Source organism: Microbacterium pullorum (assembly GCF_014836535.1).
In the GTDB taxonomy this organism is placed as follows: domain Bacteria; phylum Actinomycetota; class Actinomycetes; order Actinomycetales; family Microbacteriaceae; genus Microbacterium; species Microbacterium pullorum.
Genome location: NZ_JACSQP010000003.1, coordinates 1 through 16472 on the forward strand (window position 1 = coordinate 1; position 16472 = coordinate 16472).

Genomic DNA, 16472 nt, shown 5'->3' on the forward strand with positions numbered 1-16472 from the left:
ACAAGTGCACGCTGTTGAGTTCTCAAGGATCGGATGCTCCTGCTACTCAGCCTCTCAGCCTCGCCCGCAGGGCAACTTCTCTATCTTACCCATCTCGTCTCGCTTGTCAAATCGACCAGCAGATGAGGTGGGTGTTCCATCCACATCAGAAGATGTCTGATCCGAAGATCGAGGGGGATGGAGTGTTGCCGCTTGAGGGGTGCGGGGCCTTCGGCCTCTCCGCTGTTCCCTGTGGGGCCAACAGATAAAAGATTACGTCGATCCTGGCGACTCGGCAAATCGAGTGCGGATCCCGGGTGTGTCGCGCGTCATTCCGCGGCCAGCAGCACCTTCAGCCCTGCCACGAGCACCGCTCCCCCACTGGCGGCGAGAGCCTGCGAGACCGCGGACTGCGTGATGCCCTCCTCGTCGGCGAGCTCCCGCTGGGTGCGACCGAGGCACCGACCGTAGGTGAGCCGCCGTGTGCGCTCGGCCATCGTGCTCACCAGCTGATCGCGGGCGAGGAAGGAGGCATTGGCCAGACGCACGCAATCCCGTGTCTGTGCATCTGTCCCCGGGGCGGCGGCCACCCATGTACGGGCGTGCACCAGCGATCGACTCTGCTTGCGGTGCACGAGATCGATGGCTTCACGCGCAGCCCACCACGCCGGCCCCTCCGCGATCGTGCCGACGACGGCCGACGGCACGTCGGACAGCTCGCCGATCCCCACTCCGAATCGACATTCGATGCCATCGGGCAGCGCGAGGCGCACGAGCAGCAGCGCGGCCGAGGCGGTGACGAGCGAGGGATACACGCCCTGCAGCTCATCGCCGACGATGGGCCGCAGCGGGCGCACCGCGAGCGGGACATCGGTCTCGACCCGGGTGATCGCGGCATCCAACGCCTGCTGCGCCGCTGCGCGGTCGCGCAGGCGACGGGATCCGACGATATCTGCGATCACCGCGGCGGTCATGAGATAAGCATAAACCTTATCTCAGATATATATCAGTGCAGCGCTTATTCAGCGGAGCCCGACGGCATGCGCCGCCGCCTGAGCACGGGCGACGATCTCGGCTCGTTGCTCGGCCACGCGCACCGGAGCCGTACCGCCGGCCCCGTCGCGACTGGCGACGGAACCCTCGATCGAGAGCACCTCGCGCACCTGAGGGGTCAGCTCGCTCGAGACTTCGGCGAGCAGATGATCGCTCGCCTCATGCAGCTCGATACCCCGCCGCTCGCACGCCTGCACCAGCGCGCCGGAGATCTCGTGCGCATCGCGGAACGGAACCCCGCGCTTGACGAGCCAATCCGCCACGTCGGTGGCGAGCGAGAATCCCTGCGGCGCCAGTTCAGCCATGCGCTCGGTGTGGAACCGCAGCGTGGCGACCATGCCGGCGAAAGCGGGGAGCACGACCTCGAGGGTGTCCACCGAGTCGAAGACCGGCTCCTTGTCCTCCTGCAGGTCGCGGTTGTACGCCAGCGGAAGGCCCTTGAGCGTCGCGAGCAGACCCGACAGGTTGCCGATGAGCCGCCCCGCCTTGCCGCGGGCGAGCTCGGCGATGTCGGGGTTCTTCTTCTGCGGCATGATGCTCGAGCCCGTCGAGTAACCGTCGTCGAGGGTCACGAAGCCGAACTCGCGGGTGTTCCAGATGATGATGTCCTCGGCGAACCGCGAGACGTCGACGCCGATCATCGCCGTGATGAACGCGAACTCCGCCACGACGTCGCGCGCGGCGGTGCCGTCCAGGGAATTCTCCGCAGGGCGCGCGAGACCCAGTTCGTCGGCCACGAGCTGCGGGTCCAGCCCCAGCGTCGCCCCGGCCAGGGCGCCACCGCCGTAAGGCGACACACTCGCGCGCGCCGTCCAGTCGCGCAGCCGTTCCAGGTCGCGCACGAGCGGCCAGGCATGTGCCTGCAGATGGTGGGCCAGCAGGATGGGCTGCGCGTGCTGCAGGTGCGTGCGCCCCGGCATGATCGCCGCGGAATGAGCCTCGGCCTGCGCCACGATGGCGTCGATGACCTGCAGCAGTGCGTGCGCGATGAGACGGGCGTGATCGAGCAGGTACAGCCGCACCAATGTCGCGATCTGGTCGTTGCGGCTGCGGCCGGCGCGCAGTTTGCCACCGAGTTCAGGCCCGACCTCGGCGATGAGCGCCGTCTCGAGCGCGCCGTGCACGTCTTCGTCGGTCGGGGAGGCGACGAGCGTGCCGTCCTGCACGGCGGTGGCCAGGGCATCCAGCCCGGCATGCATGCGCGCTTCCTCATCCGCTGTGAGGTACCCGGCGGCGGCGAGCGCCTTCGCGTGGGCGTGCGAACCGGCCAAGTCGTAGAGCGCGAGCGCCCAGTCGAAATGCGTCGACCGGCTCAGCGCCACCAGTTCCGGCGAGGGGCCCGAACTGAATCGACCGCCCCACAGTGCGCCCGCATTGGTGCCTTCGCTCTTCGATCCGCTCACCGGCCCAGCCTAGCGGGGGTCGGCAGCCTGCCCGGGAACGAGCACCCGGCACAGCCAGGCGACCAGCCGTTCCAGCGGACCACGCCCGAGCAGCAGCGCCCAGGCGGTCGCGCCGCCCAGGATGCCGAGGGTGATGGGCCAGAACGGCGCGAGCGCGCGGAAGCCGAAGAGGTCATCCGTGGTGCCGAGCGCGGCCGCGGCCCAGATCGCCCAGACCAGCAGCTGCGCGACGTAGGCGGTCAGCGGCATGGCGCCCGCAGCCCGCAGCGGCAGCACCACCCAGGTGAGCGGGGTGCGGCACAGCAGCAGACAGACGGCGATCGCGGCGATCGCGAAGCCACCTGAGCCGACGACTTCGAGGATGCCGCTGGAGTGCGGCCGCGCGGTCCACACCGCGCCCCACACCGAGGTGCGCTCGGCGGCCTCGCTCGCCCCCGAGACCGCATCGAGCCCGTACCCGACGATGGCGCCGGCGGCGCCGGCGGCCAGCATCCGCAGCTGCACCGCGGTTTCGCCGAGGTCCGCGCGGGCGAGCCCCATGCCGGCGAGGATGAACGCGATCCACACCGGGAACGGGTAGTGCCAGCCCAGCAGCAGCGCGACATCGCCTCCGGTGGGAGTCGCCCACACCGGCATCCGGTCGAGCCACGCCTGCACGAACGGCATCGTCAGCGCGACACCCGCCGCCGTGAGGAGGAGTGCGCGGGCACCGAGTCCGGTGAACGGGATGCCGAGGAGGAAAAGCACGGCGTAGGCCGGGAGGATCACGTACACCGGCACGCCGGTTGCGATGAGCACGATGCCGATCAGGTAGAGCACTCCCGCGCGCACCGCGAGGCGGCCGCGGGCGGTGCGCATCGCGGTGCCCGTGAGCGGCGACACTCCCCCGGTGACGATCCCGATCGACACCCCCGCGAGAGTGGCGAACAGGATCGACGAGCGGCCGTCGGCGATCGCCGTCCAGGTGGCGGGATCGGTCCAGTTCCAGAGGACACCCGCGAGCAGGTGCGCGGCGAGCATGCCGACGATCGCAAGCCCGCGCGCCAGATCGATCCCGGCCAGCCGGCCGGGACGGTTCAGACCTCCTACTGCTGCCGCAGCAGCCACACCAGCAGCGCCTTCTGGGCGTGCAGCCGGTTCTCGGCCTCGTCCCACACGACACTCTGCGGGCCGTCGATGACCTCGGCATCCACTTCGTACCCGCGGTCGGCGGGAAGGCAGTGGATGAAGATCGCGCCGTCGTCGGCGAGCGCCATGGTCTCGGCGGTCACCTTGTACGCGCCGAGGTCGCGCAGGCGCGAGGCCTTCTCCTCCTCCTTGCCCATCGACACCCACGTGTCGGTGACGATCACGTCGGCACCGGCGGCGGCTTCGAGCGGATCGGTGTACAGCGTGAGGGAGCCACCGGTCTCGGCGGCGCGGCGCTGCGCGTCGGCGACGACGTCTTCGCGCGGCGCGTATGCGGCGGGCGAGGCGATGCGCACGTGCATGCCGGCGGTGACGCCGGCCAGCGCGTACGAGTGACCCATGTTGCTGCAGCCGTCGCCGAAGAACGTGAGGGTGAGGCCGGCGAGGTCGCCCTTGTGCTCCCGGATGGTGAGCAGGTCGGCCAGCAGCTGGCACGGGTGGAAGTCGTCGCTCAGGGCGTTGACCACCGGCACCCGGGTGCCGGCCGCCATCTCTTCGAGCCCGGCCTGCGCGTAGGTGCGCCACACGATCGCCGCGACCTGGCGCTCGAGCACGCGCGCGGTGTCGGCGGGGGTCTCCTTGCCTCCCAGCTGGCTGCTGGCGGTGGTGATCACCAGCGGCGAGCCGCCGAGGTCGGCGATGCCGACGGCGAACGAGACGCGGGTGCGGGTGGAGGACTTGTCGAAGATCACCGCGACCGTCTGCGGGCCCTCGAGGGGCTTCAGCTTCCAGCGGTCCTTCTTCAGCGACACCGCGAGGTCGAGGATCTCGGCCTGTTCGGCGGCGGTCAGGTCGTCATCGCGCAGCAGGTGACGGGTCACGCTGATGCCTCCTCGGTGTGGGAAGGGGCGTCGAGCAGGAGAGCCTGCTCGACGGTGGACAGCGCACGAGCGAACAGCTCGGCGAATTCGTCGATCTCGACATCGCCGATCGTCAGCGGCGGCGCGAGACGCACCGTGGCGTCGTTGGCGGCGTTGACGATGAGGCCGTGCTCGTGCGCGGCGGCGACGACGGCACCGGCGACGGGATGCCGCAGCGCGACGCCGATGAGCAGCCCCTGCCCGCGGCATCCCTCCACCAGCGGCGAACCGATGGCGGCGACGGTCTCGCGGATCTGCGGGCCGCGAACGGCCGCGTTGCCGACGAGGTCGGCGCTCTCGATCTCGGCGAGGACGGCCGAGGCGACGGCGGTCCCCAGGGCGTTGCCGCCGAAGGTGGAGCCGTGCGTGCCGGGGTAGAACAGGTCGCTGGCCGCGCCGTAGGTGATGAGCGCGCCGATCGGGAACCCCCCGCCGATGCCCTTGGCGACCGTGATCGCGTCGGGGGTGATGCCGGTGTGCTGGAACGCGAACCACGCGCCGGTGCGCCCGGCGCCGGTCTGGATCTCGTCGACGATGAGCAGCGCCCCGTGACGGGCGGTGAGCTCGCGGGCGGCAGCGAGGTACCCCTCGGGCAGTTCGACCACGCCCGCCTCACCCTTGATGGGTTCGACGAACAGCGCCGCGACACGGTCGTCCAGTGCGGCTTCGAGCGCCTCGATCGTGGAGTCGATCGCTTCGACGCCCGGCACCATCGGCAGGAAAGGCTCCTGCATGTAGGGCTTGCCGGTGAGGGCGAGGGTGCCCATCGTGCGCCCGTGGAAGGCGTCTTTGAGCGTCAGGATGCGGGGCCGGTCGGCGCCGCCGTGCAGGCGCGCCAGCTTGAAGGCCGCCTCGTTGGCTTCGGCGCCGGAGTTGCCGAAGTACACCCTGCCGGTCTCCCCGGTGCCGGCCAGCCGCTTCAGCCGCGCCGCCAACTCCAGCTGCCACGGCGTCGCGTAGAGGTTCGACACGTGCGCGAGCGTCGCCGCCTGCGTGGCGACGGCCTCGACGAAAGCCGGGTGGGCGTGTCCGAGGGAGTTCACCGCGATGCCGGCGAGGAAGTCGAGGTAACGCTTGCCATCGGCATCCCACAGCGTCGCGCCCTCGCCCCGCACGAACAGTGCCGCGCGGTCGCCGGCGTTGCGCACCAGATCCCGCTGTACGTCTTCCTGCCACTTGTGCGCGGTCATCCCGCCACCACCTCCGTGCCGATGCCCTGTTCCGTGAAGATCTCCACCAGCAGCGAGTGCGGCTGGCGGCCGTCGATGATCGCCGCGGTGTCGACGCCGCCGTCGACCGCGTCGAGGCACGCCTGCATCTTGGGGATCATGCCCGATTCCAGGCGCGGCAGCATGGCGCGCAGATCCGTCGACGTCAGGTGCGAGACGAGCGAGTCGCGGTCGGGCCAGTCGGCGTAGAGCCCCGGCACGTCGGTGAGGACGATGAGCTTCGTCGCGCCGAGGGCCACGGCCAGTGCTGCCGCCGCGGCATCGGCGTTGACGTTGAGCGACTGGCCGGGGTTGTCGAGGTCGGGCGCGATGCTGGAGACCACCGGGATGCGCCCGGCTGCGAGCTGATCGATGACCGGCTGCGGGTCGACCTCGACGACGTCGCCGACGTTGCCGAGATCGTGCTCGACGCCGTCGATGTGCACGCCACGACGCCGGCCGCCGAAGAGCCCGGCATCCTCCCCCGACAGGCCGCTCGCGAACGGCCCGTGCGCGTTGATGCGACTGACCAGCTGCGGGTTGATCTGACCGGTGAGCACCATGCGCACCACCGAGATCGCCTCGGTGGAGGTGACGCGGTAGCCGCCCTTGAACTCGCTCGGGATCGACAGGCGGTCGAGCATCTGGGAGATCTGCGGGCCGCCGCCGTGCACGACGACGGGCTTGACGCCCACGAACCGCAGGTAGGCGATGTCCTCGGCGAACGCGTTCTGCAGTTCGTCGGAGACCATGGCGTTGCCGCCGAACTTGATCACGATGATCTGGTCGTTGAACCGTTTGAGCCACGGCAGCGACTCGATGAGCACGCCCGCCTTGACGGCGGCCTGCTCGGGAGTCGTGTGCTGGATGTCGGTCATGAGGCGTACGCGCTGTTCTCGTGCACGTAGTCGTGGGTGAGGTCGTTGGTGAGGATGCTGGCGGCCGCGTCGCCCACCTTGAGGTCGATCAGCACGTGGGTCGCCCGCGGGGTGAGGTCGACTTCTTCGCGCGGGCGGTCGGGGCCGCCGGCGGTGCACACGCGCACGCCGTTCATCCACACGTCCACGTCGTACGGGTCGAAGGCGGCATCGGTCGTGCCGATCGCCGCCAGCACGCGCCCCCAGTTGGGGTCGTTGCCGAAGATCGCCGCCTTGAACAGGTTGTTGCGGGCGACCGAGCGCCCCACCGTCACGGCGTCGGCCTCGGAGGCGGCGCCCGTCACCTGGATGGTGATGTCGTGGCTCGCGCCCTCGGCATCGCCCTGCAGCTGGCGGGCGAGATCGGCGCACACCGCGATCAGCGCGTTGCGGAACGCGTGAGGGTCGGGCACGACGTCACTGGCGCCGCTGACCATGAGCGTCACCTGGTCGTTGGTCGACATGCAGCCGTCGGAATCGAGCCGGTCGAAGCTCACGCCCGTGGCGGCGCGCAGGTGCGCGTCGGCCTGCGCGGCGTCGAGCACGGCATCGGTGGTGAGGACGACGAGCATGGTCGCCAGTCCTGGCGCGAGCATGCCGGCGCCCTTGGCCATGCCGCCGATCGTCCAGCCGTCGCCGCGGAATTCGCTGCGCTTCGGGCGCGAATCGGTGGTCATGATCGCCTCGGCGGCGTCGTCGCCGCCCTCGGGGCTCAGCGCCGCGACACCCTTCTCCACCCCGTCGAGCACCTTGGCGCGGAACACCTCGTCGCCGGTGCCGATGAGGCCGGTGGAGCACACCAGGATGTCACCGGGGCTCACGCCCAGCAGCTCCGCCGTCTTCTCGGCGGTCTGGTGGGTGGTCTGGAACCCGAACGCGCCGGTGAAGCAGTTCGCGCCGCCGGAGTTGAGCACCACAGCCTCGACGACACCGTCGGCGATGGCCTGCTGGGACCAGATGATGGGGTTGGCCTTGGCCCGGTTGCCCGTGAACACGGCGGCGCCGACCTTCAGCGGACCGCGGTTGACCACGACGGCGACGTCAGGGTGGCCGGTGGATTTCAGTCCCACGGCGACTCCCGCCGCGTCGAATCCCAATGCTGACGTGACGCTCACGGTGCCACTCCGTTCACGCTCAGGCCCGTGGTCTCGGAGAGGCCGAGGGCGATGTTCATCGATTGGATCGCGGCACCCGCGGTGCCTTTGACCAGGTTGTCGACCGCGGCGACGACGACGACGCGGTTCGCGGCGCGGTCGATGGCAAGTCCGAGGAGGGCGGTGTTGGCACCCAGCACATCGGCGGTGCGCGGGAAGCGGCCCGCCGGCAGCAGTTGCACGAACGGCTCGTCGCGGTAGGCGTCGTCCCAGGCGCGGCGGATGTCGGCATCCGTGGCTCCGGGGGCGATGGGGGCGGAGGTCGTGGCGAGGATGCCGCGCGACATCGGCACGATCACGGGCGTGAACGAGATGCGGATGCCGTCGGGGTCGATGCCGGTCGCGCCGCCTGCCGCGGCGAGCGCCTGGCGGATCTCGGGGATGTGCCGGTGGGTGCCGCCCACGGCATACGGGTTGGCGGTGCCGAGGACTTCGGCCGCGAGGAGGTTCGGCTTGAGGCTCTTGCCGGCGCCCGAAGGTCCGACGGCGAGCACGGAGACGATGTCGCCCGCGTCGATGACGCCGGCGGCGACGCCCGGGGCGAGGCTGAGGCTCACGGTGGAGGCGTTGCATCCCGGGGCGGCGATGCGCGAGGCACCGACCAGGCGCCCGCGCTGCTTTCCGCCCGCCACGGGCAGTTCGGGCACGCCGTACGCCCAGGGCTCGGCGAACGCACCGCCGTAGAACTGCTCCCACGCCGCAGCGGACGTGAGCCGGTGGTCGGCACCCGCATCGATCACGAGCGGGGTGTCGGCGAGCGCATCGGTGTACTGCGCCGACTGGCCGTGGGGCAGGGCGAGGAAGACGATGTCGTGGCCGGCGAGCACCTCGGGGGTGGTCTCCTGCAGCTGCAGGTGGGCGAGCGAACGCAGGTGCGGCTGGTGGTCGATGAGGGGCTGCCCGGCGTTGGAGTGCGCCGTGACGGTGCGGATGTCGATGTCGGGATGGGTGGCGAGCAGACGGAGGATCTCGCCGCCCGCATAGCCGGATGCGCCGGAGACGGCGACCGAATAGGTCATGAATACACCTTAATCAGCGGGGATACGGGGCCGGAGACGGCGACACCGGCAGCGACCACGACGATCGCACGCGGGGTCGCCTAGAGTCGGCGCCCGCCCGGGCGGCGGCGCGCAGCGACGGCGCTCGAGACGAGCGTCGCAGGTGCACACACAGCCGAAGGCATGCCGCGACGATATCCCGCCGCCCCGTCCCCCCGCAAACCGGGCCCCGCGCCGGTGCCCGTCGACGGCTCACTCGATGGCGGACAGGAGCGAGATCTCCTCCTCGCGCGTCATGCCGGCGACACGGTCGCGATCCAGACCCGCCTTGCGCTCGGCATCCAGCGTGCGCTCGAGAGTCGCCCGCAGCGGACGCAGGCGCCCGCCCAGGATCTTGTATGCCGTGTTCGAGCGGGACCACACGCCGCGATGCTGCGGTGGCAGGCTCAGCGGCAGCGAGCGAGGTCCCGCCCAGTGCGCGACCGACTGCTCCGCCAGCCACTGGTCCGAGGCGGTGACGACATCGCCGGTGTGCCCCGCGACCTCCCGCGCCTGCGTCAGGACCTCGTCGAGCGTGTGCGGATCACCCACCGCGTTGACGACACCGGTCCACCGGGCGTCTCCGAGCGCGACGATGAAGTCCGCGAGGTCGTCGACGTCGATCACCGCGACGCCCTTGTCCGTCGTGTCGGGTACCAGCACCGGATCCTCCCCGGCGAGCGCGAACCGTGACACCCAGTAGCCGAAGCGGTCGGTGGGATCTCCCGGCCCGGCGATGAGGCCCGGTCGCACGACCGCCCCGCGATGCCCGATCGCCGTGCGCACGAGCGCCTCCGCGGCGGCCTTCTCCTGGGCGTAATCCGACTCCCCGTCGGCGCCGGGGCCCCGCACGGGCGCCGACTCGTCATCGCCTGCGCCGTCCACGTCGGCATACACGGAGATCGTCGAGACATAGGTCCAGTGCCGGGTATGTGCGGCGAGCGCGGCGACGGCGGATGCCACGCTCGCGGCATCCGAGGACACATCCACCACCTCATCCCACTCCCGATCGGCCACGGCGTCGTACGCTCCCGGCGCCGTGCGGTCCGCCGCCACGAGGTGCGCACCGTCGGGAGCAGGACGATGCCCGCGCGCCAGGCACGTCACGCGCGCCCCGCGGTCGAGCCAGCGCTCCGCCACCCGGGAACCCAGCCAGCCCGTTCCTCCCAGAATCAGTACATCCACCATGGGTCGATTCCAGCAGAGTCCCGCTTCGAATGCGACGCCCTCGAGCGGACGAGCAGTCACTCGCGAGCGGCGTCGGGGGTGCGTGTCAGGATCGTGTGATGCTCACGACACTCGCCGTATCCGGCTACCGGTCGCTGCGCGACGTGGTCGTGCCGCTCGCGCCCCTCACCGTCGTCACCGGCGCCAACGGCTCGGGCAAGTCGAACCTCTACCGTGCGCTGCGCCTGCTGGCGTCGACCGCGAGAGGCTCGCTCGTCTCCGCCGTCGCCCGCGAGGGCGGGCTGCCCTCCGTGCTGTGGGCGGGGCCCGAGAACGGCGGCGGGGAAGGCATGCTGCGCCGTGGCCCGGTCGCCGTGCAACTGGGTTTCGCCGGCGACGAGCTGGGCTACCTCGTCGATCTCGGCATCCCCCAGTCCGACCAGTCGAATGTCTTCGCCCGCGACCCGGAGATCAAGCGCGAGCAGGTCTTCGCCGGTCCGGTGGCCAAGCCCGCCACGCTGTTGATCGACCGGCTGCGCGGGGCGACCCGGGTGCGCGACGGATCCTGGACCACCCTGCATCAGCAGCTCGCCCCGTTCGAGAGCATCGTGACCGACCTCGCCGACGGCGATACCGCTCCCGAGCTGCTGACCCTGCGGCGCATGCTGGGCGGCTGGCGCTTCTACGACCACTTCCGCGTCGACGCCGACGCCCCCGCCCGCCGCCCTCAGGTGGGGACGCGTTCGCACACCCTCGGCCACGGCGGTGAGGATCTCGCGGCCGTGTGGGCGACGATCCACGATGCCGGGCACGGCGATGCGCTGGATCGTGCGGTGGATGCCGCGTTCCCCGGCGCCCGCGTGCAGGTGACCGGCAGCGACGGCCGGTTCTCACTCGCCCTGCATCTGCCCGGCCTGCTGCGTCCGCTGCAGGCGGGCGAGCTCTCCGACGGGACGCTGCGCTACCTGTTGCTGTGCGCGGCACTGCTGCCCGCCCGTCCCGCCCCGCTCATCGTGCTCAACGAGCCCGAGGCGAGCCTGCACGTCGAACTGCTCGAGCCGTTGGGGGCACTCATCGCCGCGGCATCCGAGCGCACCCAGCTGCTCGTGGTGACCCACGCCCCGCAGCTGGCCGCCGGCCTCCCGGGTGCCGCACACATCGAGCTGCAGCGCACCCCCGACGGCACGGTCGTCGCCGGCCAGGGCTTCCTCGACGCCCCGCGGTGGAACTGGGGCTCGCGCTGAGCAATCCCCTCCGTGGGCGTGGCGGGCTCACTCGCGGATGGCGGCTCCCAGGCGGGCGGCGGCCACGGCGACACCGGCGAGCTTCGCCTCGGTCGCCTCGGCGGCGGTCAGCGTGCGGTCGGGGGCGCGGAAGCGCAGCGCGAACGTGAGGCTCTTCGCGTCATCGGGCACGCCCGGGCCGCGGTAGTCGTCGACCAGGCGCAGCGACTCCAGCAGCTCCCCCGCGCCCGCCACGAGCGCAGCGCGCACGGCCGATGCCGGTGTCTCCCGCGGCACGACGAGTGAAACGTCCTGCGTCGCAGCGGGGTATCCCGACAGGGATGCCGCCACCACGCGGTCGCCCGCCAGCGACAGCACGCGGTCGAGGTCCAGTTCCGCGACGATGACGCGCCCGGGCAGATCGGCGTCGGCCGACACCGCCGGCAGCACCTCGCCGACGTAGCCGACCTCGACATCGCCGACGGTCAGCACGCCGGTGCGTCCGGGGTGCAGGGCGGCCCGCTCGGCCTGGGCGACGGAGATCTCGACACCCGCGGCGACCGCGATCGTGCGCACGGCATCGAGCGCGTCACCGAGGTCGTACGCCTCCGCCGGCTGGCCGGGCTGCTTCGCGACGCGGTGGCCGGTCAGCAGCACGGCGACATGACGCCGCTGCGGCGGGATCGACGCGTCGAGCGCGGCGAGCGTCGCGGCATCGGGCCGAACCGCCAGCGGCGGCACGTGGTCGGTGCCGTAGACGACGCCCGGCTCGGGCAGGAAGACCGCGCCGGTCTCGAACAGGGCGAGGTCGCCGAAGCCGCGCGCGAGGTTGCGGTGCGCCACCTGCAGCAGACCCGGCACCAGCGAACGGCGCAGGAACGGCGCCTGCCCGTCGAGCGGGTTGGCGAGCTTCACGCTCGGCAGGTGCTCACCCGACGCCGAGGCGTGCAGGTCGTTCTGCTCCGCCGTGGTGAAGGGGAACGACGGGGTCTCGGTGTATCCGGCGGCGGCCAGCGCATTCGCCACCCGGCGACGCCCCGCCTGCGCGGGAGTGAGCCCCCGCCCCGACGGCGGCACCGGCAGCACCGAGGGGATGCGGTCGTACCCGTGGATGCGGGCGACCTCCTCAGCGAGGGTCCATTTGTCGGTGAGGTCCGGGCGCCACGACGGCGGGATGACGACCCACGCGTCGGCCACCTCGGTGACCTCGCACCCGATGGTCTCCAGCGCGCCGACGACCTCGGCATCGCTGTAGTCCACGCCGATGAGCCCGGGCACGAACGCCTTCGGCAGGTCGATTCCCGCGATGTGCACGTCGGCGAACAGCGCGCCTCCGACGGCGGTGTCCAGCGTCCCGCCGGCGTACTCGACCATGAGGTCGGCTACGCGCCGGGCGGCGATGAAGGGGATGAGCGGATCGACGCCGCGCTCGAAGCGTTTGGAGGCTTCCGACGGCAGCTTGTGCCGCCGGGCGGTGCGGGCGATCGAGACGGTGTCGAACACGGCCGCCTCGATGAGCACGTTGCGGGTCGCGTCGGTCATCTCGGTGGTGCCGCCGCCCATGACGCCGGCCAGGCCGATGGGTCCGGACTCATCGGTGATGAGCAGATCCTCGGCGCTGAGCGCGCGCTCCTTGCCGTCGAGGGTCGTGAGCTTCTCGCCCTCGTGCGCACGGCGCACCGTGATGCCCCCGGTCAGGCGATCGAGGTCGTAGCCGTGGATCGGGTTGCCGAGCTCGAGCATCACGTAGTTGGTGATGTCGATGAGGATGCCGAGCGAGCGGATGCCGGCGAGCGTGAGCCGCGCGACCATCCACGGGGGCGTCGGCTTGGTGGGGTCGACGTCGCGCACGATGCGCACGACGAACTCGCTCGCTCCCACGCGCCCGCGGATGGGCGCCTGGTCGTCCACGGCGACGGCGAAGCCCTCGACGGGCTGCTGCAGCTCGCCCCACTCGCGCTCCCCCGGGTCGCGGAAGTGCGCACCGGTGGCGTGCGCGTACTCGCGGGCGACACCGCGGATCGACAGCGCGTAACCGCGATCCGGGGTGACGTTGATCTCGACGGCGACGTCGTCGAGGCCCAGCAGCGCGATGGCATCCGTCCCGACCTCGGGGTCGAGCCCGAGCTCCACCAGGCGCAGGATGCCGTTGTGCTCGTCGCCCAGGCCCAGCTCCTTCGCGGAGGCGATCATGCCGTCCGAGACGTGGCCGTAGGTCTTGCGGGCGGCGATCGGGAAGGGTCCGGGCAGCACGGCGCCGGGAAGGGTCACCACGACCTTGTCGCCGGCGAAGAAGTTGCGGGCACCGCACACGATGCCGCGCACTCCGCCGTTGTCCTCGCCGACATCGACCTGGCACCAGCGGATCGTCTTGCCGTTGGACTGCGGCTCCTCGACGAACTCGACGACCTGGCCCACGACGATCGGGCCCTGCAGGTCGAAGCCGTGCACGTCCTCCTCTTCGAAGCCGACCGACACCAGCGCCGCCAGGACGTCCTCGGGCGCGGCATCCACCGGGACGTCGACGTATTCACGCAACCACGACAGCGGAACGCGCATCAGACCACCATTCCAAACTGCTCGCTGAAGCGGACATCGCCCTCGGCCATGTCGCGCATGTCCTGCACATCGCTGCGGAACATCAGGGTCCGCTCGAATCCCATCCCGAACGCGAAGCCCGAGTAGACCTCCGGGTCGATGCCGGCCGCGCGCAGCACGTTGGGGTTGACCATGCCGCACCCGCCCCACTCGATCCAGCGCGCCCCGCCCTTGAAGGTGGGGTGCCACAGGTCGAATTCGGCCGACGGCTCGGTGAAGGGGAAGTAGTTGGCGCGCATGCGCGTCTTCGCCTCGGCGCCGAAGAGGGTGCGCGCGACGTGATCGAGCGTGCCCTTCAGGTGCGCCATCGTGATGCCCTTGTCGACGATGAGGCCCTCGAACTGGCTGAACACCGGCAGGTGAGTGGCATCGAACTCATCGGTGCGGTACACCCGGCCGGGCGCGAGGATGTAGATGGGCAGGTCGCGCTCGAGCATGCTGCGCACCTGCACGGGGCTCGTGTGCGTGCGCATCACCAGGTGGCGCTGCACGGGGTCGACATAGAACGTGTCCTGCATCTGACGCGCCGGGTGGTCGACGTCGAAGTTCAGCGCGTCGAAGTTGAACCACTCGTGCTCGAGCTCGGGACCCTCGGCGATCTCCCACCCCATGCCGACGAACAGGTCGGCGATCTGCTCCTGCAGCAGGGTCAGCGGATGCCGCGCGCCGGTGCGCGCGCGCTGTGCGAGCGCCGTGATGTCCAGGCGCTCCGCCTCGAGCTGGGCGGCGGTCTCGGCCGCGGCGAGCTCCGCCTCCCGGGCGGTGAGGGCCTGGTTCACCCGGCCGCGCGCCTGGCCGACGAGCTTGCCGAACTCGGCCTTGCGCTCGTTGGGCACCGAACGCAGCTGCGCGTTGAGGGCGGCCAGCGGCGAGCCCTCGGCGGAGTGCGCGGAACGCGCCGCCTTCAGCTCGGCTGTGGTGGCGGCGGCGGCGATCGCGGCGAGGGCCGCGGCTACCGCGGCATCCACCGCTTCAGGGGTGATCTCGAGAGAGTCAGACACGAAGAACGAGTCTACCGACGCGCGGCTGGGCTCCCGCCGCGTTCACCCGTCGTGCGGGCCCGCCTTGCCGTCGAGCGTGCGGTCGGCGCGATTCTGCACAGCGATGAGCTGGGTATCGGTGACCTCGCCCACCGGATGGTGCATCGCCGCGACACCGGGCGTGCGCGCGGAGCGGCGCAGGCGCTTCTCGACGACCGTCGCCACCAGCGACAGCAGCAGGCAGAGGCTGATGTAGATGGCGCCGACGATGATCGTCATCGGGACGATCGGCGAACCGTAGGTCGACTGCGAGCCCAGGTAGCGCGCGTAGAACAGCAGCTCCGGGTAGGTGATGATGAAGCCGAGCGCGGTGTCCTTGAGCGTCACGACGAGCTGGGCGATGATCACCGGCAGCATCGCGCGGATCGCCTGCGGCAGCAGCACCAGGCGCATGACGCCCGCCTTGCGCAGGCCGATGGCGTACCCGGCTTCCTGCTGACCCCGCGGCAACGACTGCACACCGGCACGGATGACCTCTGCGAGCACCGAGCCGTTGTAGACGATGAGGGCGATGACGACCGCCCAGTAGGAATCCATGCGGATGCCGAGCACGGGCAGCCCGTAGTAGAGCAGGAACATGAAGATCAGCACGGGGACGGCGCGGAGCACCTCGACGATCGCGCCGGCCGGGATGCGCACCCAGGCGTGGTCGGACAGGCGACCGATCGCCAGGACGAAGCCGAGCGCGAGCGCGCCGACGGCGGCGACGGCGAAGGCCGCCAGGGTGTTCAGCGTGGCTTCACCGATGTTGAGCCACACGTTCGTGTAGGTGAACGCCTGCCATTTGCGGGCGGAGAACTGCCCCGTGTCGATGAGTCGCCAGATCAGCAGGCCGAGCACCGCGGCCACCAGCAGCACGGTGATGACGCCGAGGATGCGGTTGCGGATGATCGCCCGGGGACCCGGCACGTCGTACAGGACCGAGCTCATCGGGCGACCCTCCATCGGTTCTCGAGCGTTCGCTGCAGCCACGACAGCAGCAGCACCAGCGCCACGAAGATGACCATCACCCAGACGATGACGAGGAACTGGTTCTCGCCACGCTCACTGAGGTAGTTGCGGGCCGAACCGAGGTTGACCACCGAGAACCCGGCGGCGACCGTGGTGTTCTTCAGCAGTGCGATGAACACGCTCATCATCGGCGGGATGACCGAGCGGAATGCCTGCGGCATCACCACCAGCCCCATCACCTGCCCGAACGTCAGCCCCATCGCACGCGCGGCCTCGGCCTGCCCGACGGGCACCGTGTTGATGCCCGATCGGATGGTCTCTGCCACATAGGTGGCGGTGTACAGACCCAGCGCGCTGATGGCGAGGGTGAGGGAGACATCGGAGGTGAGTCGCAGTTCGAGCAGCGGCGGCAGCGCGAACGCGAACGCGAAGAACACCAGCGTCAGCGGGGTGTTGCGGATCGTGTTGACGTAGATCGTGCCGACGGCACGGGCCACCGGAATGGGCGACACGCGCATGGCGCCCACGACGATGCCCACCACGAGGGCGACCACCCCGCCACCGAAGAACAGGATGAGAGTGCCCAGCAGGGCTTCGCCCCACACGTCGGGGTTGTCGGTGATGACGCCCATGCGTTCTTCTCTCGGTCGGATCAGAGGGAGGGTCGGGGGGGGGGGGGGGGGGGGGGGGGGCG

At 70.8% G+C, this 16472-nt stretch carries 14 protein-coding genes; 1 reads left to right on the top strand and 13 read right to left on the bottom strand.

Going from position 1 to position 16472, the window contains the following annotated elements:
* Window positions 1–308: 308 nt before the first annotated feature.
* The 9 genes from H9651_RS04875 to H9651_RS04915 form a co-directional block, all read right to left on the bottom strand.
* The gene (locus H9651_RS04875; protein ID WP_191717998.1) at window positions 309–953 is read right to left on the bottom strand and encodes a SatD family protein; all 645 of its coding nucleotides are present in this window, start codon (window positions 951–953) and stop codon (window positions 309–311) included.
* Between the two features lie 48 nt (window positions 954–1001).
* Window positions 1002–2435, bottom strand: a complete 1434-nt coding sequence (gene argH, locus H9651_RS04880; protein ID WP_191717999.1) for an argininosuccinate lyase — start codon at window positions 2433–2435, stop codon at window positions 1002–1004.
* A gap of 9 nt (window positions 2436–2444) precedes the next feature.
* Complete coding sequence (locus tag H9651_RS04885; protein WP_318244764.1) at window positions 2445–3542, bottom strand: heparan-alpha-glucosaminide N-acetyltransferase domain-containing protein; 1098 nt, start codon at window positions 3540–3542, stop codon at window positions 2445–2447.
* Window positions 3521–4444 (bottom strand): ornithine carbamoyltransferase, encoded by a 924-nt coding sequence (argF, locus tag H9651_RS04890; protein ID WP_191718000.1) that lies wholly within the window; start codon window positions 4442–4444, stop codon window positions 3521–3523. Before argF ends, H9651_RS04885 begins: the two co-directional genes overlap by 22 nt.
* The gene (locus tag H9651_RS04895) at window positions 4441–5673 is read right to left on the bottom strand and encodes an acetylornithine transaminase (RefSeq protein WP_191718001.1); all 1233 of its coding nucleotides are present in this window, start codon (window positions 5671–5673) and stop codon (window positions 4441–4443) included. Before H9651_RS04895 ends, argF begins: the two co-directional genes overlap by 4 nt.
* Window positions 5670–6569, bottom strand: coding sequence for an acetylglutamate kinase (argB, locus tag H9651_RS04900; protein ID WP_191718002.1), 900 nt, complete (start codon window positions 6567–6569; stop codon window positions 5670–5672). The genes H9651_RS04895 and argB overlap by 4 nt, the downstream gene beginning before the upstream one ends.
* Complete coding sequence (gene argJ, locus H9651_RS04905; RefSeq protein ID WP_191718003.1) at window positions 6566–7723, bottom strand: bifunctional glutamate N-acetyltransferase/amino-acid acetyltransferase ArgJ; 1158 nt, start codon at window positions 7721–7723, stop codon at window positions 6566–6568. The genes argB and argJ overlap by 4 nt, the downstream gene beginning before the upstream one ends.
* Window positions 7720–8781 (bottom strand): N-acetyl-gamma-glutamyl-phosphate reductase, encoded by a 1062-nt coding sequence (argC, locus tag H9651_RS04910; protein ID WP_191718004.1) that lies wholly within the window; start codon window positions 8779–8781, stop codon window positions 7720–7722. Before argC ends, argJ begins: the two co-directional genes overlap by 4 nt.
* Before the next feature lie 231 nt (window positions 8782–9012).
* Window positions 9013–9987 (bottom strand): NAD-dependent epimerase/dehydratase family protein, encoded by a 975-nt coding sequence (locus tag H9651_RS04915; protein WP_191718005.1) that lies wholly within the window; start codon window positions 9985–9987, stop codon window positions 9013–9015.
* Between the two features lie 98 nt (window positions 9988–10085).
* On the opposite strand from H9651_RS04915, the gene H9651_RS04920 reads away from it, so the two are divergent.
* Window positions 10086–11210 carry an AAA family ATPase gene (locus H9651_RS04920; RefSeq protein WP_191718006.1) on the top strand — a complete coding sequence of 375 codons (1125 nt, stop codon included), beginning with the start codon at window positions 10086–10088 and terminating at the stop codon, window positions 11208–11210.
* 27 nt (window positions 11211–11237) lie between these two features.
* Here the strand turns inward: H9651_RS04920 and pheT are convergent, their stop codons facing one another.
* From pheT to H9651_RS04940, 4 genes are read right to left on the bottom strand one after another with little or no spacing between them, the layout of a single operon-like run.
* Entirely contained in the window at window positions 11238–13748 is a 2511-nt protein-coding gene (gene pheT, locus H9651_RS04925) for a phenylalanine--tRNA ligase subunit beta (protein ID WP_191718007.1), read from the bottom strand.
* A complete protein-coding gene (gene pheS / locus H9651_RS04930) occupies window positions 13748–14788 on the bottom strand; it encodes a phenylalanine--tRNA ligase subunit alpha (protein WP_191718008.1) in 1041 nt (346 codons plus the stop codon). The genes pheT and pheS overlap by 1 nt, the downstream gene beginning before the upstream one ends.
* 42 nt (window positions 14789–14830) lie before the next feature.
* Window positions 14831–15757 (bottom strand): amino acid ABC transporter permease, encoded by a 927-nt coding sequence (locus tag H9651_RS04935; protein ID WP_191718009.1) that lies wholly within the window; start codon window positions 15755–15757, stop codon window positions 14831–14833.
* The gene (locus H9651_RS04940) at window positions 15754–16410 is read right to left on the bottom strand and encodes an amino acid ABC transporter permease (protein ID WP_191718010.1); all 657 of its coding nucleotides are present in this window, start codon (window positions 16408–16410) and stop codon (window positions 15754–15756) included. The genes H9651_RS04935 and H9651_RS04940 overlap by 4 nt, the downstream gene beginning before the upstream one ends.
* Between the last annotated feature and the right edge of the window lie 62 nt (window positions 16411–16472).

Excerpts from the sequence above, each read along its gene's own strand:
- H9651_RS04875 (WP_191717998.1), bottom strand. The coding sequence starts at position 953 with ATGACCGCCGCGGTGATCGCAGATATCGTCGGATCCCGTCGCCTGCGC.
- H9651_RS04895 (WP_191718001.1), bottom strand. The coding sequence starts at position 5,673 with ATGACCGCGCACAAGTGGCAGGAAGACGTACAGCGGGATCTGGTGCGC.
- argB (WP_191718002.1), bottom strand. The coding sequence starts at position 6,569 with ATGACCGACATCCAGCACACGACTCCCGAGCAGGCCGCCGTCAAGGCG.
- argC (WP_191718004.1), bottom strand. The coding sequence starts at position 8,781 with ATGACCTATTCGGTCGCCGTCTCCGGCGCATCCGGCTATGCGGGCGGC.
- H9651_RS04915 (WP_191718005.1), bottom strand. The coding sequence starts at position 9,987 with ATGGTGGATGTACTGATTCTGGGAGGAACGGGCTGGCTGGGTTCCCGG.
- H9651_RS04920 (WP_191718006.1), top strand. The coding sequence starts at position 10,086 with ATGCTCACGACACTCGCCGTATCCGGCTACCGGTCGCTGCGCGACGTG.
- pheT (WP_191718007.1), bottom strand. The coding sequence starts at position 13,748 with ATGCGCGTTCCGCTGTCGTGGTTGCGTGAATACGTCGACGTCCCGGTG.
- H9651_RS04935 (WP_191718009.1), bottom strand. The coding sequence starts at position 15,757 with ATGAGCTCGGTCCTGTACGACGTGCCGGGTCCCCGGGCGATCATCCGC.
- H9651_RS04940 (WP_191718010.1), bottom strand. The coding sequence starts at position 16,410 with ATGGGCGTCATCACCGACAACCCCGACGTGTGGGGCGAAGCCCTGCTG.